This is a genomic window from Pedococcus aerophilus, from assembly GCF_039532215.1.
GTDB lineage: Bacteria > Actinomycetota > Actinomycetes > Actinomycetales > Dermatophilaceae > Pedococcus > Pedococcus aerophilus.
This window is the reverse complement of record NZ_BAAARN010000001.1, coordinates 2,093,804-2,116,073: the sequence shown is the minus strand read 5'-3', so window position 1 is coordinate 2,116,073 and position 22,270 is coordinate 2,093,804. Positions and strand designations below refer to the sequence as shown.

17 protein-coding genes are annotated in these 22,270 nt (G+C 70.9%); 8 read left to right on the top strand and 9 right to left on the bottom strand.

Going from position 1 to position 22,270, the window contains the following annotated elements; genetic code table 11:
* Positions 1–161 precede the first annotated feature (161 nt).
* Positions 162–3,458 (top strand): S8 family serine peptidase, encoded by a 3,297-nt coding sequence (locus ABD286_RS10055; RefSeq protein ID WP_344192743.1) that lies wholly within the window; start codon positions 162–164, stop codon positions 3,456–3,458.
* Positions 3,459–3,523: 65 nt separating this feature from the next.
* Here the strand turns inward: ABD286_RS10055 and ABD286_RS10050 are convergent, their stop codons facing one another.
* The gene (locus ABD286_RS10050; RefSeq protein ID WP_344192741.1) at positions 3,524–3,967 is read right to left on the bottom strand and encodes a hypothetical protein; all 444 of its coding nucleotides are present in this window, start codon (positions 3,965–3,967) and stop codon (positions 3,524–3,526) included.
* Between the two features lie 98 nt (positions 3,968–4,065).
* On the opposite strand from ABD286_RS10050, the gene mgrA reads away from it, so the two are divergent.
* The 4 genes from mgrA (at position 4,066) to ABD286_RS10030 (ending at position 9,159) form a co-directional block, all read left to right on the top strand.
* Positions 4,066–5,112: an L-glyceraldehyde 3-phosphate reductase gene (gene mgrA / locus ABD286_RS10045; protein WP_344192739.1), complete on the top strand. Its 1,047-nt coding sequence runs from the start codon at positions 4,066–4,068 to the stop codon at positions 5,110–5,112.
* Positions 5,113–5,423: 311 nt separating this feature from the next.
* Positions 5,424–6,635, top strand: a complete 1,212-nt coding sequence (gene pdhA / locus ABD286_RS10040; protein WP_425565332.1) for a pyruvate dehydrogenase (acetyl-transferring) E1 component subunit alpha — start codon at positions 5,424–5,426, stop codon at positions 6,633–6,635.
* Complete coding sequence (locus ABD286_RS10035) at positions 6,635–7,609, top strand: alpha-ketoacid dehydrogenase subunit beta (protein ID WP_344192737.1); 975 nt, start codon at positions 6,635–6,637, stop codon at positions 7,607–7,609. The genes pdhA and ABD286_RS10035 overlap by 1 nt, the downstream gene beginning before the upstream one ends.
* 17 nt (positions 7,610–7,626) lie before the next feature.
* Positions 7,627–9,159, top strand: a complete 1,533-nt coding sequence (locus ABD286_RS10030) for a dihydrolipoamide acetyltransferase family protein (RefSeq protein ID WP_344192736.1) — start codon at positions 7,627–7,629, stop codon at positions 9,157–9,159.
* Positions 9,160–9,255: 96 nt separating this feature from the next.
* On the opposite strand, the gene ABD286_RS10025 is transcribed toward ABD286_RS10030, so the two are convergent.
* The 7 genes from ABD286_RS10025 to ABD286_RS09995 all read right to left on the bottom strand — a co-directional run bounded on the left by ABD286_RS10025 (position 9,256) and on the right by ABD286_RS09995 (position 16,130).
* Positions 9,256–9,966 (bottom strand): ABC transporter permease subunit, encoded by a 711-nt coding sequence (locus tag ABD286_RS10025; RefSeq protein ID WP_344192734.1) that lies wholly within the window; start codon positions 9,964–9,966, stop codon positions 9,256–9,258.
* Positions 9,963–10,883, bottom strand: a complete 921-nt coding sequence (locus ABD286_RS10020) for an ABC transporter ATP-binding protein (RefSeq protein WP_344192732.1) — start codon at positions 10,881–10,883, stop codon at positions 9,963–9,965. The genes ABD286_RS10025 and ABD286_RS10020 overlap by 4 nt, the downstream gene beginning before the upstream one ends.
* Entirely contained in the window at positions 10,880–11,791 is a 912-nt protein-coding gene (locus tag ABD286_RS10015) for an ABC transporter permease (protein WP_344192730.1), read from the bottom strand. Before ABD286_RS10015 ends, ABD286_RS10020 begins: the two co-directional genes overlap by 4 nt.
* Entirely contained in the window at positions 11,784–12,734 is a 951-nt protein-coding gene (locus tag ABD286_RS10010; RefSeq protein WP_344192728.1) for an ABC transporter ATP-binding protein, read from the bottom strand. Before ABD286_RS10010 ends, ABD286_RS10015 begins: the two co-directional genes overlap by 8 nt.
* A gap of 153 nt (positions 12,735–12,887) precedes the next feature.
* The gene (locus tag ABD286_RS10005) at positions 12,888–14,597 is read right to left on the bottom strand and encodes an MDR family MFS transporter (RefSeq protein WP_344192726.1); all 1,710 of its coding nucleotides are present in this window, start codon (positions 14,595–14,597) and stop codon (positions 12,888–12,890) included.
* Between the two features lies 1 nt (position 14,598).
* The gene (locus tag ABD286_RS10000) at positions 14,599–15,105 is read right to left on the bottom strand and encodes a MarR family winged helix-turn-helix transcriptional regulator (RefSeq protein WP_344192724.1); all 507 of its coding nucleotides are present in this window, start codon (positions 15,103–15,105) and stop codon (positions 14,599–14,601) included.
* Positions 15,106–15,275: 170 nt separating this feature from the next.
* Positions 15,276–16,130, bottom strand: a complete 855-nt coding sequence (locus tag ABD286_RS09995; RefSeq protein ID WP_344192722.1) for a maleylpyruvate isomerase family mycothiol-dependent enzyme — start codon at positions 16,128–16,130, stop codon at positions 15,276–15,278.
* A 26-nt stretch (positions 16,131–16,156) separates the two neighbouring features.
* Here ABD286_RS09995 and ABD286_RS09990 point away from each other — a divergent pair, with 26 nt between their 5' ends.
* Genes ABD286_RS09990 through ABD286_RS09980 form a run of 3 tightly spaced genes read left to right on the top strand, consistent with a single transcriptional unit; the run spans position 16,157 to position 20,810 of the window.
* Positions 16,157–18,160, top strand: coding sequence for a bifunctional copper resistance protein CopD/cytochrome c oxidase assembly protein (locus ABD286_RS09990; RefSeq protein WP_344192720.1), 2,004 nt, complete (start codon positions 16,157–16,159; stop codon positions 18,158–18,160).
* Positions 18,157–18,957, top strand: a complete 801-nt coding sequence (locus ABD286_RS09985; protein ID WP_344192718.1) for a carbon-nitrogen family hydrolase — start codon at positions 18,157–18,159, stop codon at positions 18,955–18,957. The genes ABD286_RS09990 and ABD286_RS09985 overlap by 4 nt, the downstream gene beginning before the upstream one ends.
* On the top strand, positions 18,954–20,810 hold the full coding sequence (locus ABD286_RS09980) for an NHL domain-containing thioredoxin family protein (protein WP_344192716.1): 1,857 nt from the start codon (positions 18,954–18,956) through the stop codon (positions 20,808–20,810). The genes ABD286_RS09985 and ABD286_RS09980 overlap by 4 nt, the downstream gene beginning before the upstream one ends.
* Here the strand turns inward: ABD286_RS09980 and ABD286_RS09975 are convergent.
* On the bottom strand, positions 20,785–22,209 hold the full coding sequence (locus ABD286_RS09975) for a DUF222 domain-containing protein (RefSeq protein WP_344192714.1): 1,425 nt from the start codon (positions 22,207–22,209) through the stop codon (positions 20,785–20,787). The two genes, ABD286_RS09980 and ABD286_RS09975, sit on opposite strands and share 26 nt — an antisense overlap.
* Between the last annotated feature and the right edge of the window lie 61 nt (positions 22,210–22,270).

The window sequence follows — 22,270 nt, the reverse complement described above, 5'->3', positions numbered from 1 at the left end:
CAACTTGTCAGCAAACGCCCGCAAACGTCCGTTCGTGGGCTCCTGACCGGCAGACTTGGGAGAACCTTTACCTTTCGGCCGGGCCCAACCCTGTGCGTCTCGGGTGAGACTGACCCGGATCGCCCGCCACAAGGGGGCATCGGAGACAAGGGGATATCCACGTGACCGCACGACGCACGACGCGCCGCGGACTCACGATGGTTGCCGGGATGGCTGTGGCGGGGGTGGTCGCAGCAACAGTTGCGCCCGTCGCGTCGGCCGAACCCGGTGGCACCGTGAGCAAGGCGCCCTCGGCGAAGGCCGAGAAGGACCAGGTCAAGAAGGCCCAGAAGAAGGACAAGCTGGGCCAGCACGACCGCGAGCTGCTCAACACGGCGCAGCAGAAGGGGACCAAGCGTGTCACCCTGATGCTCGCGACCGAGAAGGGCGCCACCAAGGACGTCGTCAAGGCCGTCAAGGCCCAGGGCGGCTGGACGAGCACCGTCAACGACCGGATCGGCTACGTCCGCGCCAGCGTCCCGACCACGAAGGTCGACAAGGTCGCCGGCATCCTCAAGGTGATCGCCGTCGACCTCGACGAGTCGATCCCGCTGCCCAACCCGGCTGTCGAGCGCGGCTCCAAGGCTGCGGCTGCAACGGTCAGCGCACCCGGCAAGAGCACCCCCGACTCCAACCCCTACATGCCGACGCGTGACCAGGGCTCGGTCGACTTCAAGAAGAAGAACCCCGCCTGGGACGGTCGCGGCGTGACCATCGGTGTCATCGACTCCGGTGTCGACCTGGACCACCCGGCCCTCAAGACCACCTCGACGGGTGAGCGCAAGATCGTCGACTGGGTCACGGCCACGGACCCGATCTTCGACGCGGACGCCAGCTGGCGCGCCATGCTCACCGACGCCACCGGTCCGCGGGCTGCCTACCTGGGGAGCACCTACACGCTGCCGACCAGCGGCACCTACAAGATCAGCCGCTTCAGCGAGGCCATCACGGCGGCGAGCGAGCCCGGCGGCGACGTCAACCGCGACGGTGACACCACCGACCGGTTCGGCGTGCTGTACGACACGGCGACCAACGACATCTGGGTCGACGCGAACCAGAACCTCACCTTCGAGGCGTCCGAGAAGATGCGCCCCTACAAGGAGAAGTACGACGTCCGGTACTTCGGCACCGACAACCCCAAGACCTCGATCGTCGAGCGCATGCCGTTCACGGTCGAGTTCCGCCAGGACGTCAGCCTCGCGCCCTACCAGGACCCGACGCTCCCGGCCACGGCCGACTTCGTCAACATCGGCATCGTCGAGGACGCCCACGGCTCCCACGTCGCCGGCATCGCGGCAGGCCACAGCCTGTTCGGTGGGCAGATGGACGGCGAGGCCCCCGGCGCCAAGATCGTCTCCTCGCGCGCCTGCACCTGGGGCGGTGGCTGCACCGCGGCCGCGCTGACCGACGGCATGGTCGACCTCGTCGCCAACCGTGGCGTCGACGTCGTCAACATGTCGATCGGTGGCCTCCCGGCCCTCAACGACGGCAACAACGCCCGCGCAGCCCTCTACGACCGGCTCATCGACGAGTACGGCGTGCAGCTGTTCATCTCGGCCGGCAACAGCGGCCCGGGCATCAACACGATCGGTGACCCGTCCGTGGCCACCGACGTCGTGAGCGTGGCCTCCTCGATCACCAAGGAGACCTGGCTGTCCAACTACGGCTCGGTCGTCTCGACCCCGCTGACCCTGCACAACTACTCCTCGCGCGGTCCGCGTGAGGACGGCGGGTTCAAGCCGAACATCATGGCTGCGGGCTCGGCGATCTCCACGGTGCCGCAGTGGCTCAAGCAGCCCGACGTCGCCGAGACCGGCTACACGCTGCCTGTCGGCTACGCCATGTTCAACGGCACGTCGATGGCCTCCCCGCAGGCCGCCGGTGGCGCTGCGCTGCTGCTCTCCGCCGCCTTCGCGACGGGCACCGACACCACGCCGGCGCAGCTGCGCAACTCGATCTACTCCTCGGCGAAGTTCGTCAAGGGACTCGAGGCCATCGGTCAGGGCACCGGGCAGATGAACGTGCCCGGCGCCTGGACGCTGCTCAGGAAGCGCCCCGCCACGCAGGCCTACACGGTCTCCGCCCCGGTCTGCACCCCGATCTCGGACTTCCTCGCGACGCCCGACAAGGGCACCGGCGTCTACAACCGGTGTGGCAGCAAGGAGGGTGGCCAGGTCTCCGGCGTCGCCAAGACCTACACCGTCTCGGCGACCCGCACGACCGGTCGCTCCGGCCCGGCGCTGCACCAGCTCCGCCTGGTCGGCAACGACGGCACCTTCAAGCTGGGCGTGACCAAGGCGCAGATGCGCAAGGGCACCATGGTCAACATCCCGGTCACGGCGAAGACGACTGCACAGGGCGCCCACTCGGCGATCCTCGAGATCGACGACCCGATGACCTCCGTGGTCGACCACCGCGTGCTCCTCACGGTCGTCCTGGCCAAGGAGCTCACCAAGCCGTCCTACTCGGCGACGCTGAGCGACTCGGTGGGGCGCAACCTCACCAAGAAGCTCTTCGTCAACGTCCCGGCGGGCACCAAGGCGCTCCAGGTCAACCTCGGTGGCATCGCCACCAAGAGCCAGGTCCGCTTCATCGGGATCAACCCGTACGGCGTCCCGGTCGAGTCGACGTCCTCGCTCGCCTGCTTCACGAACTTCAGTGACGTGAACGCCTGCAAGCCGACCTCGCGCAACTACGCCAACCCGCTGCCCGGCATCTGGGAGTTCGAGGTCGAGGCCCGGCGCACGTCGCCGTTCCTGGACAACCCGTTCCGCCTGACCGCCGCTGCACAGGGTGTCGTCGTGGACCCGGAGACGCAGACCCTCCCGTCGGTGACGGCAGGTGAGCCGACCCCGGTCAGCTGGAAGGTGACCAACACCTTCGGTGCGGTCACGGTCACGCCGAAGGGTGGCTCGCTGGGCAGCTCCTCGTCCGACCGCAAGACCATCGCCAACGGCGCGGTCCAGACGTTCGACGTGGTGGTGCCCACGGGCGCCGAGCGCCTCGACGTCGCGATCGGCAACACGTCCGACCTGGGCGCCGACCTCGACCTGTACGTCTACGACGAGGACGGCAACGAGGTGGGTTCGTCGGCTGACGGCGACTCCGAGGAGTCGACCAGCATCCCGAACCCGGAGGCCGGCACGTACACGGTCGAGGTCGACGGCTACGCGGTGCCGGCCGGCACCACGCAGTACGACTACCTCGACGTGTTCTTCGCCTCGGGCCTCGGCTCGCTCGACGTGCCCAGCACGTCGATCACCCTCCCGGCCGGTGGGTCGGCGACGGTGACCTGCTCGGTCACCGCCGAGGAGGCCCCGGCCGAGGGCCGCAAGCTGTTCGGCGAGATGAACGTCGTCTCCTCCGAGGGCGCGGTGCTCGGCACCGGGTCCGTGGTGATCGGCGCCGTCACGCAGTAACCAGCACCAGCAGTGGACAGGACCCCGCAGGCTTCGTGCCTGCGGGGTCCTGTGCGTGCTGCCCGTCAGCTCTTGACGACGGCCTGCACGTCGAAGGGCAGGCCCTGCTGGCACGTCGTGGCGACGGTGTCGACGCGGGCGCCGCGGACCGTGACCTTCTGGCCCGCCTTGATGCCGGCGGTGTTCCCGATGAGCTGCCACGGCCCGTCGGGGCTGGCCGGGTCGGTGGTCAGCATCAGGCAGCCGTTCTCGACGCCGTCGGTGACCGTGCCGGTGACCGTGACGAGCTTGCCGCGGCCGTCGGACGGCAGCGTCGGGTCAGCCGGGTCACCCGTGCCGGTCGTCGCCGGCGGGGTGGCGCTCGCCCCCGGCGTGGCGCCGGTGGTGGCGCCGGTCGTGGCCCCCGCCGTGGCACCGCCCGTGCTGGTCCCGCCGCCATCGGTGCCTGTCCCGCAGGCCGCCACGAGGGCGACGGCGGACAGGGCCAGAACGGGGCGAAGGGGTCTCATCCACCCATCCTCACCCCGCCGGGGTGGGAGGGCAACGGGCGATGGTCCCGCGCCGTACCCCGCTGGTCGTCGGGGGCGGCCCACGACAGACTGGGGGCATGGTCGACACCTGGCTCCCCGCCTACCTCCCCAGCCCTGACCGCTACGGCCCCATGCCCTACCGCAAGGTGGGCCAGAGCGGCCTGCACCTGCCCGCCGTCTCCCTCGGGATGTGGCACAACTTCGGCGACGACAAGCCGTTCGACGTGCAGCGCAAGATCCTGCGCCGCGCCTTCGACATCGGCATCACCCACTTCGACCTCGCCAACAACTACGGCCCGCCCTACGGCTCCGCCGAGAAGAACTTCGGCCGTCACTTCGCCGCCGACTTCAAGCCCTACCGCGACGAGCTCGTCATCAGCTCCAAGGCCGGCTACGACATGTGGCCCGGGCCGTACGGCATCGGCGGCTCGCGCAAGTACCTGCTGGCCAGCCTCGACCAGAGCCTGGAGCGGATGGGCCTGGACTACGTCGACATCTTCTACAGCCACTGCCCCGACGAGGACACCCCGCTCGAGGAGACCATGGGCGCGCTCGCGACCGCGGTCAAGCAGGGCAAGGCGCTGTATGCCGGCATCTCCAGCTACTCCCCGGAGCGCACCGAGCGTGCGGCCGAGGTCCTCGCCGACATGGGCGTCCCGCTGCTCATCCACCAGCCGAGCTACTCGATGCTCAACCGCTGGGTCGAGGGTGGCCTGCTCGACACCCTCGGCGAGAAGGGGATCGGCTGCATCGCCTTCAGCCCGCTGGCCCAGGGGATGCTCACCAACAAGTACCTCGGTGGTGTCCCGGAGGGCTCGCGGGCCTCGCAGGGCAAGTCCCTGTCGCCCGACCTGCTCACCGACGAGTCGCTGACGCACATCCGCAAGCTCAACGACCTGGCCTCCGAGCGCGGCCAGTCGCTGGCCCAGATGGCGCTCGCCTGGGCGCTGCGCGACGAGCGGGTCACCTCGGTGCTCATCGGGGCGTCCTCGGTCGAGCAACTCGAGGACTCCGCCGCCGCCGTGGCCAACCTGCGGTTCAGCGACAAGGAGCTCGCCGAGATCGACGCCGACGCCGTCGAGGCCGGGATCGACCTCTGGCGCGGCAAGTCCGAGATCTCCTGACCCCACCCCGACCCCACCCCTCGACTTCGTACCCGCCAACCCGCCCACGCGGCACCCCAACCGCCTGTTGAGCGGAACTGCGGGCACGAAGTCGAGGGGTGGCGGGGGGCTGCTGCGGGGGTGGGGAAGTCCGGATTCTGAGATTTCCCGGGGTCCGGTTATCTTTGGCGTCAGCAAGGCCCTATGTGAGCGCCGCCACAACCGGTGCAACCAGCCTGCCGCGCAACGCCAGCAGCGGTGACCCCGCGGGGGTTGCCGTGGCCCGAGCCGAAGGTCCCGCCAACCGCGGTCCCGAGGAAGAAGGAGTGCCTGTGAGCGACAACGCTGTCGCCAGTACCGGTGAGAAGGCCGGCGCCACCCCCCACGAGGAGGAGGTGCTCGCCGAGCTGACCGCCCCCGTCCCGGAGGTGGGTGACGGTGGACCCGAGATGGTCCAGCTGCTCACCCCCGAGGGGCAGCGCATCGAGAACGTCGAGTACGACGAGTACGTCAAGGACCTGAGCGACGAGGACCTGCGCGGCTTCTACCGCGACCTGGTGCTCATCCGCCGGGTCGATGCCGAGGCCACCGCCCTCCAGCGCCAGGGTGAGCTCGGCATCTGGGCCAGCCTGCTCGGCCAGGAGGCGGCGCAGGTCGGTTCCGGTCGCGCGATGCGCCCGCAGGACTACGCCTTCCCGACCTACCGCGAGCACGGAGTCGCCTGGTGCCGCGGGGTCGACCCGCTCAACCTGCTGGGCCTGTTCCGTGGGGTCAACCACGGTGGCTGGGACCCGAACGAGAAGAACTTCCACCTCTACACGATCGTCATCGGCGCCCAGACGCTGCACGCGACCGGGTACGCCATGGGCATCCAGCGCGACGGCGACGTGGGCACCGGTGACGAGGACCGCGACGCGGCCGTCATCGCCTACTTCGGCGACGGCGCGACCGCCCAGGGTGACGTCAACGAGTCCTTCGTCTACGCCGCGGTCAACAACGCCCCGGTGGTGTTCTTCTGCCAGAACAACCAGTGGGCGATCTCCGAGCCCAACGAGCGCCAGACCCGTATCCCGCTCTACCAGCGGGCGCGCGGCTTCGGCTTCCCCGGTGTGCGCGTCGACGGCAACGACGTCCTCGCGGTCTACGCCGTGACGCAGCAGGCCCTCAACGCGGCCCGCAGCGGCAACGGCCCGACCTTCATCGAGGCCTACACGTACCGCATGGGCGCGCACACGACCTCGGACGACCCCACCAAGTACCGCGTCTCCGCCGAGGTCGAGGTGTGGAAGCACCGCGACCCGATCGAGCGCCTCAAGTCCTACCTCGTGCACACGCAGAAGGCCGACCAGGACTTCTTCGACGCTGTCGAGGCCGAGGGCGACGAGCTCGCCGTCACCGTCCGTGAGGGCTGCCTGAACATGCCCGACCCGACCCCGGACTCGATGTTCGACCACATCTACGTCGAGGAGCACCCGGTCGTCGAGGCCGAGCGCAAGGAGTTCGCCGCCTACCACGCCGGCTTCACCACGGAGGGTGGTCACTGATGGGCACCATGACGATCGCCAAGGGCATCAACAACGGCCTGCGCGCCGCCATGGAGCGCGACCCGAAGGTCGTCCTCATGGGTGAGGACATCGGCAAGCTCGGTGGCGTCTTCCGCGTCACCGACGGCCTCCAGAAGGACTTCGGCGAGGACCGCGTCATCGACACCCCGCTCGCCGAGGCCGGCATCGTCGGCACCGCGATCGGTATGGCGCTGCGCGGCTACCGCCCGGTCGTCGAGATCCAGTTCGACGGCTTCATCTACCCGGCGTTCGACCACATCGTCAGCCAGGTCGCCAAGATGCGGGCCCGCTCGCTGGGCAAGATCAAGCTGCCCATGGTCATCCGCATCCCCGTCGGCGGTGGTATCGGCGCGGTCGAGCACCACTCGGAGTCCAACGAGGCCTACTTCGCGCACACCGCGGGGCTCAAGGTCGTCTGCTGCTCCAACGCCGAGGACGCCTACTGGATGATCCAGCAGGCCATCGAGTCCGACGACCCGGTGCTGTTCTACGAACCCAAGCGCCGCTACTGGGACAAGGGCGAGGTGGACGAGACCGCTGCGTCCCGCCCGCTGCTCGAGGCCCAGGTTGTCCGCGAGGGCACCGACGCGACGCTGGTCGCTTACGGCCCCATGGTCAAGACCTGCCTGCAGGCCGCCGAGGCTGCAGCAGCCGAGGGCAAGAACCTCGAGGTCATCGACCTGCGCACGCTGAGCCCGCTCGACCTCGACACCGTCGCGGCGTCGGTCGAGAAGACCGGCCGCACCGTCGTGGTCCACGAGGCGTCGACGTTCCTCGGCATGGGTGCCGAGATCGCCGCCGCCCTGCAGCAGCGGTGCTTCTACCACCTCGAGGCCCCCGTGCTCCGGGTCGGTGGCTACAACCTGCCCTACCCGCCGAGCAAGCTCGAGGAAGAGTTCCTTCCCGACCTGGACCGCGTCCTCGACGCCGTCGACCGCTCGCTGGCCTTCTGAGAGGGGCGCGAAACACCATGGCAGTCAAGGAGTTCAAGCTTCCCGACCCCGGTGAGGGTCTGACCGAGGCCGACATCGTCACCTGGAACGTCAAGGTCGGCGACACGGTCAAGGTCAACGACATCGTCGTCGAGATCGAGACGGCGAAGTCGCTCGTCGAGCTGCCCGTGCCGTTCGCCGGCACGGTCACCGCGCTGCACGTCGCCGAGGGTGACACGGTCGAGGTCGGCACGCCGATCATCTCCGTCGACACCGTCGGCGGGGCCGCGCCCGTGCAGGACGCCCCGACGGCGGGTGCCGTCGAGCCCGGCATCGAGGGGTCACCGGCACCGAAGATGGCCGCCGCGGCGGCTGCCGCCGAGGCGGACGAGGAGGTCATCGAGGAGGGCAAGATCGGTGGCACCACGTCCACCGGTCGCACCGCCGTCCTCGTCGGCTACGGCGTCAAGCAGACCGAGGCGGTCCGTCGCCCCCGCAAGGGCGGTGCGACTGCGGTCGCCCCGGCCGTGCAGGCCAAGTTCACCCCGGCCGCCCAGGAGTCACGGGTGGCCCCGGCCGCACCGTCCTGCGCCCCGGCCCCCGCTGCACCGGTCCGTGAGGGTGGCGCCCGGGCGCTGGCCAAGCCGCCGGTGCGCAAGTACGCCAAGGACCTCGGGGTCGACCTCAACGCCGTCTCGGGCTCGGGCGAGGGCGGCATCATCAGCCGCGCCGATGTCGACGCCCACGCCGCGAACGGGTCGGCGCCCACCGAGGCAGCCGCCCCGGCGACGGCCCAGCCGTCCGCCGCCATGGGTGCCCCCGCGGCATACCAGGCACCCGTCTTCACGCGCGGCGAGCGCGAGACGCGCGTCCCCATCAAGGGCGTCCGCAAGATGACGGCCCAGGCGATGGTCGGCAGTGCGTTCACCGCGCCGCACGTCACCGAGTGGGTCACCATCGACGCGACCGCCACCATGGAGCTCGTCGACCGGCTGAAGAAGGACCGTGAGTTCAAGGACGTCAAGGTCACGCCGCTGCTCGTGCTGGCCAAGGCGATGGCGGTCGCGATCCGGCGCCACCCCGAGATCAACGCGACGTGGGACGAGGCCGCCCAGGAGATCGTGGTCAAGCACTACGTCAACCTCGGCATCGCCGCCGCCACCCCGCGTGGCCTGATCGTCCCGAACATCAAGGACGCCGACCAGATGTCGATGCTCCAGCTCGCCGAGGCCATCGGCGCGCTGACGGCCACGGCCCGCGAGGGTCGCACGCAGCCGGCCGACATGTCCGGCGGCACGATCACCATCACCAACGTCGGCGTCTTCGGCGTCGACACCGGCACCCCGATCATCAACCCCGGCGAGTCGGCGATCATGGCGTTCGGTGCGATCCGCCGCCAACCGTGGGTGGTCACCGCCGCCGACGGCACCGAGACGATCGAGCCGCGCTGGGTCACCCAGCTCGCGTTGTCGTTCGACCACCGCCTGGTCGACGGCGAGCTCGGTAGCAAGTTCATCGCCGACGTCGGTGCGATCCTCGCCGACCCGGCGCGCGGCCTCGTCTGGGGCTGACGACCGACCGGCTGACGGCGCGCACCTCGCGCCCACCACGACGACTCCGCGCACCTCTCGGGTGCGCGGAGTCGTCGTATGGCGTGGGAGGTGCGGCTACTCGTCGCCGCGGAGCGTGAACGACCGCAGCCGGTCCCCGGTGAACCACACCGATCCCGCGGTGACGAGCACGGCGGCCACCACGGCATACGTGAGACCGACCTCTGGTGAGGGCACCCGGTCGCTGACCGCGGCGGCGACCTCCCTGCCCCACGGGCCGATCGCGAGCCAGCGGATGCCGTCGAGGAGGTTGCCTAGCACCCCCTCCCAGAGCAGCGCGAAGAGCAGCCCGACCACGACCGCGTGCCGGGTGAACGCCGCGAGGGCGAGGAACAAGGCGGTGTATGCCGTGCCGGCCACCGCTGCCCCGACGCCCCAGGCGAGCGCCTGGCGCAGGTCGCCCACGTCGAGGACCAGCCCCGCCACCAGGACGGGCAGCGCCCCGAGCACCATCGTCGCGGCCCAGGCGATGACGAACTTGCTCACGGCGACGACGTGGCGGCTCACCGGCTTGGACAACAGGTAGACGATCGACCCGTCGTCGACCTCGGGGCCGAGGACCGCGGTCGCGGCGAGCAGCGCCACGAGCGGCAGGGCCAGGGTGAAGCCGAGGCTGGTCACCGCGTCGTACCCCACGGCGACGTCGTCGGTGAGCAGCCCCACGATGACGGCCAGCAGGAGGAGCACGGCCGGGATCAGGACCAGGACGACACCGCGTCGGCGGCCGAGCAGGGCCTGGGAGGAGAGGCGGGCGATCGTGGGGTTCATCGGTCTGCTCCGACCAGGTAGGCGAAGACGCTCTCGAGCGACTCGTCGGACGGGGTGAGCTCGAGGACCCTGATGCCACGCTGTCGGGCGACCAGGGGCAGCCGGAGCGTGAAGGAGCCGAAGTCCGACACCGACACGTCCAGGCCGCCGGCTCGCCGCAGAGCCACGGAGACGACGGAGGGTTCGGCGATCAGGGCGCTGGCGAGGCCGCGGTCGTCGTCGGCGACCACGACGTACTGGACGGGGCGGTCGGTCATCAGCCGCCGGATCTGCCCGAAGTCGCCCGACGCCGCGTGCCGGCCGGAGACGACGACCTCGATCTGCCGCGCCACCTGCTCGACCTCCTCGAGGATGTGTGAGCTGAACAGCACCGTCCGACCCTCGGCGCCCATCCGCCGCAGCAGGCTCATGAGGTGCAGCCGTTGGCGTGGGTCCACCCCGTTGAAGGGCTCGTCGAGCAGCAGGACCGACGGGTCGTGGACGAGGGCGGAGGCGAGCTTGACCCGCTGCCGCATGCCCTTGGAGTACGTGCCGATCCGGCGGGCGGCCGGCTCGGTCATCTCGACGACCTCGAGGGCCCGCTCCGCGGCGGCGCCGGGGTCGGCGAGCCCGTGCAGCTCGGCGTTGGCGAGGACGAACTGGCGGCCCGTCAGGTAGCCGAAGCTCAGCTCCCGCTCCGGCACCAGGCCGATGGTCCGGTAGGCGTCGGTGTGCCGCCAGATCGGCTCGCCGTCGAGGGTGACGGTGCCGGCCGACGGGGCGAGGAACCCCGACATCAGGGCGATGAGCGTGGTCTTGCCTGCTCCGTTCGGGCCGAGCAGGCCGGTGACGCCGGGCCGGACGGTCATGGAGATGCCGTTGACGGCCACGACGTTGCCGTACCAGCGCGAGGTCTTGTCGAGGGTCAGGACGCTCATGCCGTGGCCACCTTCTGGTAGCGGCGGACCAGCGCGACGACGCACACGACGGACACCCCGATCAGGACGGCGAGGTAGGCGAGCTGCATCGGGGTTCCCGTCGGTGGGGTCGGGGCGGACTCGTCGGCCCAGGTGGCCATCAGCCCCCGGTAGAGCGAGTACGGCGAAAAGAGTCCGGCGACCTCGCCCACGCGGGGCTGGTCCTCCTCGAGCGCGATCGCCTGGATGGCGGTGACGATCCCGTTGCCGATGAGCAGCAGGGCGATGGTGGCCACGACGGCGAACCCGCGCCGTGTCGACCAGGACGCGATCAGCCCGGCCAGCCCGGTCAGGGCGAGGGCGAGCAGCAGGGCCAGGCCCACGGCGACGGCGGCGTCGGCCGTCTGGTCGGACACGTCCAGCTCACCGAGCAGCGCCACGGCATACAGGAGCAGGATCGGCAGGAGGAGGAACACCAAGGTGGCCGCGAGCAGCGAGGCCCAGCGGGCGACGGCATAGGTGGACGACGGCAGCGGGCGGGCGAGGTAGAGCGAGATGGTGCCGTGCCGCAGGTCGCGGGAGAACAGCACGGGCGCCTGCGAGGCGACGAAGATGCCGAGCAGCACCTGCGTCTGCGAGGCGTACTCCGCGTAGCCGATCGGCAGCTCCTTGAGCCCGATGAAGACCATCACCCCGCCGACGATCAGCGCCGGCAGCAGGTTGAGGGCGAGCAGGACGAAGGGCAGCACCTTCGAGCGCCCGGACCGGCCGAGCCCGAAGGCGTTGCGGAACCCGGTGACGACCAGGGCCCGCGCGATCGCCCCGGAGCCGAGGCGTGGCCCGGTGTACGGGCGGTAGCCCAGGTCGTGGATGACGCTGCCGCCTGCCGGGGTCGCGGCGGTGGGGTCGGTCGACGGCTGCTCAGCCACGGGACACCTCCTCGGTGGACGCGCGGTCGTCGGCGAAGACGTCCTCGATGCGGCGGTGGTCGACCTGGAGCCGGACCAGGCCGAGCCCGAGGTCGCCGGCGGTGTCGCGGATCAGGTCGTGCACGTCGGGTGAGCCCGCTGGGCCAGCAGCGGCGTCGACGGTCAGCAGGGCTCCGCGGGACGTCGTGGCGACCCCGGCTCGGCCGAGCGCCTCGGCCATCCGGGCCTGCCCGTCCTCGCCGAGCACCTCGACGAGCAGGACGCCGGTGGCGTCGAGGAACTCGTCGGTCCGCGACGCGCGCAGCAGCCGCCCTCCGTCGAGGACGACCACGTGGTCGCTGACCCGCTCCAGCTCCCCGAGCAGGTGCGAGGTCACGATCACGGCGATCCCGAAGTCGCGCCCGATCCGCTGGACCAGGCCCAGCATCTCCTCGCGAGCGGCCGGGTCGAGGCCGTTGGTCGGCTCGTCGAGCAGGACGAGCCGGGGGTCGTGGGCCAGCGCCTGCGCGAGCTTGGCCTTCTGCTTCATGCCGGTCGAGTAGCCACCCATCGGGCGGTACCGCTCCTCGGCGAGCCCGACGTGCCGCAGCACCTCGGCCGCGCGCTCGCGGGCCGCGACCCGGGGCAGCCCCGACATCATCGCCAGGTGCACGACGAAGTCGCTGGCGCTCACGTCGGGTGGCAGGCAGTCGTGCTCCGGCAGGTAGCCGACCAAGGAACGGATCGCCGGTCCCTCCGTGGCGATGTCGTGGCCGAGGACCTGCGCCACACCGCCGGTGGCCGGCACCAGCCCGAGGAGGATCTTGAGGAGCGTCGACTTGCCGGCGCCGTTCGCGCCGACGAGGCCCGTGATCCCGGGCCCGATGCCGAGGTCGAGGGAGTCGAGGGCGAGGACCGGACCGTAGTCCTTGGTCAGCCCTTGGGTCTGCACGACGGTGTCCACGCTCTGCACAGTAACCACGAACCCCGGGCGAGCCGAGGGGCTCACCCGGGGTTCAGGGGTGCGTTCAGGGGCGACTCAGGGTCGACCCCCACGTTCCCCCACATGGGGCGAGGTATGCCGCGTGGCCGGGCCACGCGCCATACCTCGCCGCGCTCAGTGGCTGACCGCGGGCGGGGCCGCGGCTGCCTCTTCGTCCGCCTTCTCGGCAGCGCCGCGCTCGGAGTAGGCGGAGCCGCCACGGAGCTCGACGTGCGGCAGGAACAGCATGACGAGGAAGCCGATCACCATGACCGCGCCACCGACGAGGAACACGGTGTCCATCGCCTCGGAGAAGCCCTCGAGCAGCGGCCTGGCCAGGCGGGGGTCGAGCTTCTCGATGATGGAGCTGTCCTTGAGGACGTTGCCGATCGGTCCGGGGTCGCCGCCCTGCGCGGCGGACTGCAGACCCTTGGCGAAGTCGGCGTTGGCGGGGTTCGCCAGCACGGCCGGGTCCTTGAGCGCCGTCTGGAACTCGGTGCTGCCCTGCGCCTTGGCCAGCGAGGAGGTGATCTTGTCCGGGACGGTCGAGAAGAGGATGGACAGGAACACCGCGGTGCCGAGCGTTCCACCGATCTGGCGGGTGAAGGTCGCCGACGAGGTCGCGACCCCGATGAGCTTGGGCGACACGGCGTTCTGCACCGCGAGGGTCAGCGGCTGGAAGTTGAAGCCCAGGCCGAGGCCGAAGAAGACCATGACGACCATCGTCTGCCACAGCGGCGTCTCGGCACCGACGAAGTGGAAGACGAACAACGACACCGCGAGCAGCGCCGAGCCGACGATGGGGAACAGGCGGTACCTCCCCGTGCGGCTGATGATCTGGCCGGAGACGATCGAGCCGGTCATGATGCCGAGCGTCAGGGGCAGAAGCTGCAGGCCGGCCTCGGTGGGCGAGGCGCCCTTGACGATCTGGAGGTAGAGCGGCAGCGACGCGAGCCCACCGAACATCGCCATGCCGATGAGGACGGACGCGCCCGAGGCGACGCCGACCGTGCGGTTCTGGAACAGCGTGAGGGGGAGCAGGGCCTCCTCCTTCATGGCGCGCTCGACGAGCAGGAAGGCGACGACCCCGATCCCGCCGATGACGAAGCAGGCGAGCGAACGGCCTGAGCCCCAGCCCCACTCACGACCCTGCTCGGCGACGAGCAGCAGCGGCACGAGGCCGAGGGTCAGGGTGGCGGCGCCCCACCAGTCGATGCGGTGGTCGAGGCGGGTGTGGTGCAGGTGCAGCGTGCGCGAGACCACGAGCAGCGCGGCGAAGCCGATCGGCACGTTGACGAGGAACACCCAGCGCCAGCCGTCGATGCCGAGCAGCGTGCTCTGGCCGGCGAAGAAGCCGCCGATGACCGGGCCGAGGACGCTCGAGGTGCCGAACACCGCGAGGAAGTAGCCCTGGTACTTGGCGCGCTCCCGCGGGGGCACGATGTCACCGATGATGGCCAGCGCCAACGAGAACAGGCCACCGGCGCCGAGGCCCTGGACGGCGCGGTAGAACGCGAGCTGGAGCATCGACTCCGAGAAGGTGCACAGGACCGAGCCGATGATGAAGATCGTGATCGCGGTCGAGAAGAACCGCTTGCGGCCGTAGATGTCCGAGAGCTTGCCGTAGAGCGGCGTGACGATCGTCGAGGTGATGAGGTAGGCCGTCGTCGCCCAGGCCTGCTGGTCCAGGCCCTTGAGGTCGTCGGCGATGGTGCGGATCGAGGTGGCCACGATCGTCTGGTCGAGGGCGGCGAGGAACATCCCCATCATCAGGCCGATCAGGATCGTGACGATCTGTCGGTGGGTGAGGGGGCCGTCGGGCCGCGCGGGTGCGGTGGCTGCCATGTCAGTTCTCCGGGGTGTTCGGTGGGGTGAGGGGTGCGCGGCGGCGCAGGAGCCTCTCGCGGTTGGTCTCCAGGGCGGAGCCGAAGCGTTCGAGGTGGGCGGCGAAGTCACTCGCCTGGTCGGGGGTCCAGTCGTCCATCAGCTCGCGGAACCACTCGTTGCGCTGCTGCTGGATCGCCGACAGCAGGGCGTGCCCCTCGTCGCTGAGGCGGACCAGCTGGGCCCGGCCGTCCTCCGGGTCGCTGATCTTCTCCAGGAGGCCGTGGCCGACCAGGGTGCTGACCTGGCGGCTGACCGTGGAGATGTCGGAGTGGATGACCTCCGCGAGGACCGAGACCCGGCGGGGTTCGGCGAGGAGGGTGAACAGGAGGGGGTACGCCGTGGCGTCGACCGCGGGGTGCAGCCGGGGGGCGTGGAGCTTCATCGACTGGAGGAGCTTCATGAGCCGGACGAGGCCCAGGCTCACCCGGTCGGCGGTCTCCCGGTCGAGGTGGGAGTGGTCAGGCATGGAGGACCTAGGGGCTGGAAGGTTGCTTGCGGCATACAAGTATCACGAGATAGTTGTACCGCGCAATCAGTTCTGACGCCACGAAGAGTGGCCCGGGCTCGCGTGAGCACGAACCGAGCCCGAGCAGGCCCGTGAAATGGCCCGTTCGGGCCAGGTGGAGGGCGCCGCGCCTACGGCACGAGGACGAGGTGCTCCAGCACGCGGTGGGCGACGGACTCGTCGCCGACCACGGTGAAGTGGATGTCCTCGATCCCGCCGCGACCGGCGGCGCGACGGGTCAGGCAGTCCGTCGAGAGCGTGATCGTGGTGAAGACGTCGTCCGGGTCACCGTCATGGGCGATGCCCGAGAACAGCGGTATGCCGCGGGCCTTGCCCTCGTCGCCGGGCTCCACCCAGACCCCCGCGCGCCCCATCACGGGCCCGGTGGAGTCGATGATCACGACGTTGCCGGGCTCGATACCAGCCTCACGGGCGACCAGCCGCGGCAGCGCCGCGAACAAGACGTCCATGAACACGGCAGCGCCGCCGGAGTCGAGGTTGCCGGGACGGCCGAGCGCGTGGCGCAGGTCCTGCTCGTGGGTCCAGATGTCGAGGATCCGGCGCTGGAGCGTCTCGCCGACGGGAGCCGGGCCCCACGGTCCGCGGACCACCGTCTCGAGGGTCACCCCGGGGGCGGAGAACTCCGCGATGCGCCGGGCCGCCACCGTCTCGAGCTCGTCGACGATCTTCTGGCCGACCATGCGGCGGCGCAGCTCGACAGACTTCTCGATGAACTGCCCGGCCTCGTTGCGGATGTGGCCGTACGCCGGGACGTCGACACGGGGGACCTCGCCGGTGTGCAGCCAGGACTCCAGGCCGACGACGTGGGAGATCTGGTCCTTGACGGTCCAGCCGGGGCAGGCGGTCTCCTTGGCGAAGTCCGCGTCGCTGCACGAGCGGCCGAGGTCGACGATCGCCTGGGTCGTCGCCTGGTAGGCCGAGACGAGTCCGGCCAGGTCTTCGGGTGCTGCCGGATGCAGGGGCATGGCCCCACCCTACTTAGGCTGGGGCCATGACCTCACCTGCTGCGGTGTCCGTGAGACCGCAGGCGGCTGCCCCGGCAAGGCTCCCGGGGGTCGCCCTCGTCGTGGCGGTCCTGCTCGCCCTGCCGCTCGCGGCCCTGGTCGGCAAGGCCGCCACCGCTCCCGTCGTCGGTGACCCCGGCTCGGTCGTCCGCTGGGGCGTCCTCTACGCCCGCGTGCTGCACGACGCGGCCGCCTCGGTCACCGTCGGCCTGCTCGTGCTCGCCGCCTTCCTCGTCCCGGAGACCACCCGCACCCGTCGCCGGATCACCGCGACCCGGCTGGCCGGTGTCGCCGCCGGGGTCTGGACCGTGGCCGGAGCGGTCGGTGCCGTCTTCGGCATGGCCGCACTGATCGGCATACCCGTCTCGGACCCGGGCTTCGCCCAGCAGTTCACGACGTTCGCGTGGGAGGTGCTGCCGATCCGCGAGGTGCTCATCACCACCGCGGTGGCGGCGCTCGTCTGCGTCGGCGCCCTGGTCGCCACGACTCGGGCGGCGATGGCCTGGCTCGCCGCCCTGTCCGTCGTCGCGCTGCTCCCGCTCGCGCTCGCCGGCCACGCCGCCGGGGCGACCGACCACGGCACCGCCGTCAACGCGCTCGCGCTGCACCTCGTCGCCGTGACCGTCTGGGTCGGCGGCCTGCTGGCGCTCGCGGCACTGCGCCCGATGCTGACCGGCGGCGACCTCGCCGCCACCGCTGCCCGCTTCTCGACGCTGGCCCTCTGGTGCTTCGTCGGGGTCGCGGTGTCGGGTGTGCAGAGCGCGTTCCTGCGGGTCGGCACCTGGTCCAACCTCGGCACGAGCTACGGCGCGCTCGTCATCGTCAAGACCCTGGCCCTGGTGCTGCTCGGCGTCGCCGGCTACCTGCACCGGCGTAGCCTGCTCGCCCGCCTGCGCGGCGACACCCCGGGGTCCGCCTTCACCCGTCTCGTCGTCGCCGAGCTCGTCATCATGGGCATCGCGATGGGCACCGCCGTCGCGATGGCCCGCAGCGCCCCGCCGATCTCCGACGCCCCCGTCGCCGACGCGACACCGGCCTACAACCTCACCGGCTACCCCGAGCCCCCGCCGCTGACGAGCGGCGGCTGGTTCACGACGTGGACCACGGACTGGTTCTGGGTCGCGACCGCGCTGGTCGCCATCGGCCTCTACGTCGCCGGCGTCGTGCGGCTGCGCCGCCGTGGCGACAGCTGGCCGGTCCACCGCACCATCGTGTGGGTGCTCGGCTGGGCGGTCCTGCTGTATGCCGTGTGCGGCGCCCCCGGCGTGTACGGCCGCGTGCTGTTCTCGATGCACATGGTCATGCACATGGCCGTCGCGATGCTCGTCCCGCTGCTGCTCGTCCCGGCCGCGCCGATCCTGCTGGCCCTGCGGACGCTGCCGTCGCGCCCCGACAAGACGTGGGGGCCGCGCGAGGTCATCCTCCAGGTCGTGCACTCGCGGGTGTTCCAGGCCTTCGCCAACCCCGTGGTCGCCGCGGCGCTGTTCTTCTTCAGCCTCGCCGCGTTCTACTACTCGCCGTTGTTCGAGCTGGCGCTGCGCACCCACACCGGGCACATGCTGATGATGTTCCACTTCCTGCTCAGCGGGTACCTCTTCGTCTGGGTGCTCGTCGGCATCGACCCCGGCCCGAAGAAGTGGCCGCCACTGATGCTGCTCGTCATCCTCTTCGCGACGATGAGCTTCCACGCGTTCTTCGGCGTCGTCATGACGGGCAGCACGACGCTGCTGGCCCCCGACTTCTTCGAGGTCGTGAAGCTGCCGTGGATGACCGACCCGCTCCAGGACCAGAAGGAGGCCGGGGCCTTCGCCTGGGGCATCGGTGAGGCGCCCACCGTGGCGCTGACGCTGATGGTCGCGATCGCCTGGGTCCGCTCGGACCGTATCGAGACCAGGCGCAAGGACCGGCAGGCCGACCGCGACGGCGATGCCGAGCTCGCCGCCTACAACGAGCACCTGAAGAACCTCCGCGAACGAGGAGACCGACGATGAAGCTCGCCGTGCTGCAGGTCGCCTACGGCGACGACGAACCCATGGACGAGCGGGTCGAGCGGGTCGCCGCCCTCGTCCGGGAGCAGCGCGGCCACGACCTCGTCGTGCTCCCGGAGCTGTGGGCACCGGGCGGGTTCGCCTACCGCGAGTGGGTCGACCGGGCCCAGCCCGTCGACGGGGCGATCGGCACGGCCATGTCCGCCGCCGCGCGCGACGCCGGGGTGATGCTCCACGCCGGCTCGATCGTCGAACGGCCTGCCGACGGCGAGACCGGCCCCGAGGGTCGCGGCCTCTGGAACACCTCCCTGGTCTACGGCCCCGACGGCAGCCTCGTCGCGACCTACCGCAAGATCCACCGGTTCGGCTTCGGGGCCGGCGAGCCGAAGCTCATGGACGCGGGTGAGGACGTGGTCCTCGTCGACCTCCCCGGCGGCGAGGGACGCGCAGGGCTGTCCACCTGCTACGACCTGCGCTTCCCCGAGCTCTACCGCCGCCAGCTCGACGCCGGCGCCACCGCGTTCCTCGTCCCTGCCGCGTGGCCGGCCGCCCGCGTGCGGCACTGGACGCTGCTCGCGCACGCCCGGGCGATCGAGGACCAGTGCGTCGTCATCGCCTGCAACACCGCCGGCACCCACGCCCGCACCGAGATGGGCGGGCACTCCCAGGTCATCTCCGCCTCCGGCGAGGCGCTCGCCATGGCCGGGACTAGCGAGGAGGTGCTCAGTGTTGAGGTCGACATGGATGCCGTGACGACCTGGCGTGAGCAGTTCCCCGTGCTCCGGGACCGCCGGCTGTGAAAGGCGTTTCGCGACTCCGCGCCCCTGAGCTCAGGGGCCGCGGCTGGCTCAACACCGGCGGCGTCGACCTCTCGCTCGCCGAGTTGCGCGGCCGGATCGTCGTCCTCGACTTCTGGACGTTCTGCTGCGTCAACTGCCTGCACGTCCTCGATGAGCTGCGCCCGCTGGAGGAGAGGTACGCCGACTCCCTCGTCCTCATCGGGGTGCACTCCCCGAAGTTCGAGCACGAGGCCGACCCTGATGCCCTCGCCGCCGCCGTGGAGCGGTACGCAGTGCACCACCCCGTCCTCGACGACCCCGACCTCATCACCTGGCAGGCCTACACGGCCCGCGCCTGGCCGACCCTGGTCGTCATCGACCCCGAGGGCTACATCGTCGCCTCGATGTCGGGCGAGGGTCACGCCCACGGGCTGTCCGTCCTCGTCGAAGAGCTCATCGCCGAGCACACCGCCAAGGGCACGCTGCGCCAAGGAGACTCACCGTATGCAGCGCCGGAGCCTGCCGAGACCGCGCTGCGGTTCCCCGGCAAGGTCACCGCACTGCCGGACGGCTCGTTCGTCGTCTCCGACACCACGCACCACGAGATCGTGTGGCTCGAGCCTGATCTGGTGACCGAGCGCGGCCGCTTCGGGGCGGACCACCTCGCAGAACCCCAAGGTGTGCTCGCCCTCCCCGCGTCGGCGGCCGAGCGCGTGGGCTACGACGTGGTCGTGGCCGACTCGGTCCACCACCAGGTCAAGGGGCTGCGTCTCGCCGACGGCACCTGGACCGTCCTCGCCGGCACCGGTGAGCAGCTGCGCGAACGCTCCGGCAGCGGCCCCGCCCTCAAGCAGGCCTTGTCGACCCCGTGGGACGTCGCGTGGTTCATCGACCGGGTCGTCATCGCGATGGCCGGCGTCCACCAGCTCTGGGCCCTGCACCTGGCCACCGACCCCGCCGACAACACCGTCGCCGTCCTCGGCGGGACCTCGGCGGAAGGCCTGCGCGACGGCGCGGCCGACGAGGCGTGGTTCGCCCAGCCGTCCGGTCTGGCCGTCTCCGCGGACGGGACTCGCTTGTGGGTCGCCGACTCCGAGACCTCTGCCCTACGCTCGCTCGACGTCACCGACGAGGGCTTCGTCGTCACGACCCACGTCGGCCAGGGCCTGTTCGACTTCGGTCACCGCGACGGTGCCGCCGACCAAGCGCTGCTCCAGCACCCGATCGGTGTCACGGTGCTGCCCGACGGCTCGGTGGCGATCTCCGACACCTACAACGGTGCCATCCGCCGGTTCGACCCGGTCACGCGTGAGGTCAGCACCCTCGCCAGCGGCCTGCGCGAGCCGTCCGACGCCGTGGTCGAGACCTCCGGTCCCTCTGGAGAGGACCGCACCGGATCGTCGTCGACCCAGCTCGTCGTCGTGGAGTCCGCGGCCCACCAGCTCGTGCGGGTGCCCCTGCCCGACCGGGCGACCCGGGTCGACGGGCTCGCCCGCCAGACGCAGCGGCCCCGGACCAGCATCGCGGCGGGCGAGGTACGGCTCGAGGTCACCTTCTTCCCGCCGACGGGCCAGAAGCTCGACCACCGCTGGGGCGACCCGACACGGCTCATGGTCTCGGCGACTCCTGAGCACCTGCTGCGCTCCGGCGGCGGCAGTGCCCAAGGCCTGACCCGCATCCTGGACCTCGACCCCTCGGTCGGCGACGGCGTCCTGCACATCTCGGTGCAGGCAGCCTCCTGCGACGGCGACCCCGTCACCGGCGAGGTGCCCGAGCATGCTGCCTGCCACCTCTACCAGCAGGACTGGGGCATCCCTGTCGTCCTCGTCGACGACGCCCCCGCCGAGCTCACCCTCGACCTCCGCGGCACCTGAACACCGCCCAGCTACGTGCGCCGGGTGTAGGTGACGGTCTTCTTCCCGGTCGGTGTGGTGTCGATGTGGTGGGTGAAGGTCGGGTCGTGGGCTCGTCGGTGGTGGTATACGCACAACGGGACCGCGTCGGCCAGGTCGGTGCGCCCTCCCTTGGACCACGGGTCCTGGTGGTGCGCTCGGACCAGGCATAGGGCCGGTCGCACCCGGTCGCGGCGCAGGTGTCGTAGGTCGTGGCCAGGGCGGTGCGTTGGGCCCCGGTGAAGAACCGTTCCTGTCGTCCGAGGTCCAACGGCACCGACCGGCCGCCCAGGACGGCGGGCACGATCCCGGCGTTGCACGCCAACCTGCGCGCTTGTCCGGCGGACAGGTCGTGGCCGGTGTCGAGGTGGGCTGCGCCGACCCCGGCCCGGAGCTGGTCCAGGTCCATCGTGACGACCACGGTCGCGGCGACCTTGCCGGACAGGGTGTCGGTGGGCAGGTGCTCGAGCAGCTCGACGAACGCGGCACCGTACCGGTGGGCCCAGTCCCCGTCCGCGGCCCGGAACGCCTCCCACGTCGCCTCTCGAACACCACAAGCCGCGGCACCCGAGGCGCTGCTGCCGCCGACCGGTCCCGCCACGCCAACCGAGGTCGCGGCGCCCATGGCGCCGCCCGCGGTCTTGGCGGCGGTGGCTGCTCGGTGGGCGAACCGTCGGGGTGGGGCGATCTGCTGCACGGCCTTGGCCAGGATTGAGGCCGCCAACGTCAGGACCGTGAAGTGACCCGTCGTGGTGCCATCACCGTTGTGGTGCCACGTCAACCGCGTCCTGGCCAACGCGGCGTCCTCCTCGGACCGCAGCACCGTGTCCTCGTGCGCGTCGACCTCGGCGCGGGTCCGCTGCGCGATGGCCAGCGCCCGGCGTCCTTCGCGGCGCAATGTCCCGGGGTCGACCAGCCGGGCTCGGCGCACCAACTGTGTCTCGATGAGCGCACGGTCGGACCAGGACACATCCGCCGGCAATGCCGCAGTGGCCGTGGCGATGACCTGCGCGTGCTCGGTCGAGAGGTCACCGGCTGCCAACGCCTCCCGTGTCGCGGGCAACCCGTCGTCCAGGGCCGTGGCCAACCGCACGTCCCGCGCCGCCTGGCCACCCTCACGCCTGGTCCTGGCCGCCAACCACGCCGACGTCCCCGTCAACCCCGCGCCCACCGCAACCTGGGACCGGTCCGCCTCGGCCAGCAACGCCAACCGCACCGCCTGCAACCGCGCGATCACCCGGTCCACTTCACCCAGCGCCACGCCCGCCGCGGCACCACCGACCACGTCCCCGGTCTGCACTCGATCCACCAGTGCGCCGATCTCACGCAGCACCTGAACCGTCCCCACCGGGACGATCCCAAGAGCAGCGTCTGCGACCATGCCCTATTCTATTCGAACGGGTGTTCGAACGACAAGGGTTGAACAGGGGGAATCCGATTGG

Coding starts and splice junctions, on each gene's coding strand:
- ABD286_RS10050 (WP_344192741.1), bottom strand. CDS start 3,967: ATGAGACCCCTTCGCCCCGTTCTGGCCCTGTCCGCCGTCGCCCTCGTG.
- ABD286_RS09995 (WP_344192722.1), bottom strand. CDS start 16,130: ATGCCCCTGCATCCGGCAGCACCCGAAGACCTGGCCGGACTCGTCTCG.
- ABD286_RS10000 (WP_344192724.1), bottom strand. CDS start 15,105: ATGCCTGACCACTCCCACCTCGACCGGGAGACCGCCGACCGGGTGAGC.
- ABD286_RS10035 (WP_344192737.1), top strand. CDS start 6,635: ATGGGCACCATGACGATCGCCAAGGGCATCAACAACGGCCTGCGCGCC.
- ABD286_RS10025 (WP_344192734.1), bottom strand. CDS start 9,966: ATGAACCCCACGATCGCCCGCCTCTCCTCCCAGGCCCTGCTCGGCCGC.
- ABD286_RS10030 (WP_344192736.1), top strand. CDS start 7,627: ATGGCAGTCAAGGAGTTCAAGCTTCCCGACCCCGGTGAGGGTCTGACC.
- ABD286_RS09975 (WP_344192714.1), bottom strand. CDS start 22,209: ATGGTCGCAGACGCTGCTCTTGGGATCGTCCCGGTGGGGACGGTTCAG.
- ABD286_RS10020 (WP_344192732.1), bottom strand. CDS start 10,883: ATGAGCGTCCTGACCCTCGACAAGACCTCGCGCTGGTACGGCAACGTC.
- ABD286_RS09990 (WP_344192720.1), top strand. CDS start 16,157: ATGACCTCACCTGCTGCGGTGTCCGTGAGACCGCAGGCGGCTGCCCCG.
- ABD286_RS09985 (WP_344192718.1), top strand. CDS start 18,157: ATGAAGCTCGCCGTGCTGCAGGTCGCCTACGGCGACGACGAACCCATG.
- ABD286_RS10005 (WP_344192726.1), bottom strand. CDS start 14,597: ATGGCAGCCACCGCACCCGCGCGGCCCGACGGCCCCCTCACCCACCGA.
- mgrA (WP_344192739.1), top strand. CDS start 4,066: ATGGTCGACACCTGGCTCCCCGCCTACCTCCCCAGCCCTGACCGCTAC.